This window comes from Dietzia papillomatosis NBRC 105045 (genome assembly GCF_001570845.1).
GTDB lineage: Bacteria > Actinomycetota > Actinomycetes > Mycobacteriales > Mycobacteriaceae > Dietzia > Dietzia cinnamea.
Window position 1 is genome coordinate 1 of the sequence record NZ_BCSL01000131.1, and the last position, 526, is coordinate 526.

Sequence of the window (526 nt, forward strand, 5' to 3'; positions counted from 1 at the left end):
TTTGCCCATGTCGTGTTCCGGCCGCACGACATGATGCACACCGATCTGCGTGAGGATCTTGGCGTGGGAGTTGCTGATCGCCTTGGCCCACACGTTCGCCACGCCCATATTGATCAGGGCCGAGGCGGTCAGCAGGCTGGCCTCGAGGTCGGAGCCGATCCCCACCACCGCGCGATCGAACTCGTGCACCGACAACTGACGTAGGGACTCCTCGTCCGTGGTGTCGGCCACCACCGCGTGCGTGAGGCGGTTGGCGATCTTCTGCACGACCGCATCGCTCGCGTCGACACCCAACACCTCCGCGCCCTGGGACATCAACTCCAGGGCGAGCGACTTGCCGAACCGGCCGAGACCGAGCACTGCCACGGCGTCCGGCGCTGATTTCCTAGCCAATGAGTGGCCTTTCTGCGGGAAGGTCGTACCGTCGCCCGCGTTGGCGAGCGGCCAGGGCACTGACCATGGTGATCGGGCCGATCCGGCCCAGGTACATCAGTCCGATCAGTATCCACTGACCCCACTCGGGAAG

At 65.2% G+C, this 526-nt stretch carries 1 protein-coding gene and 1 pseudogene; both read right to left on the reverse strand.

The features are described 5' to 3' along the window. The coding region (locus DPA01S_RS16140) for a potassium channel family protein (RefSeq protein ID WP_198150861.1) at window positions 1–366 on the reverse strand (366 nt) is incomplete at its 3' end. Window positions 367–385: 19 nt separating this feature from the next. Then, a pseudogene (locus tag DPA01S_RS17425) lies at window positions 386–526 on the reverse strand (TrkH family potassium uptake protein); the annotation flags it as partial.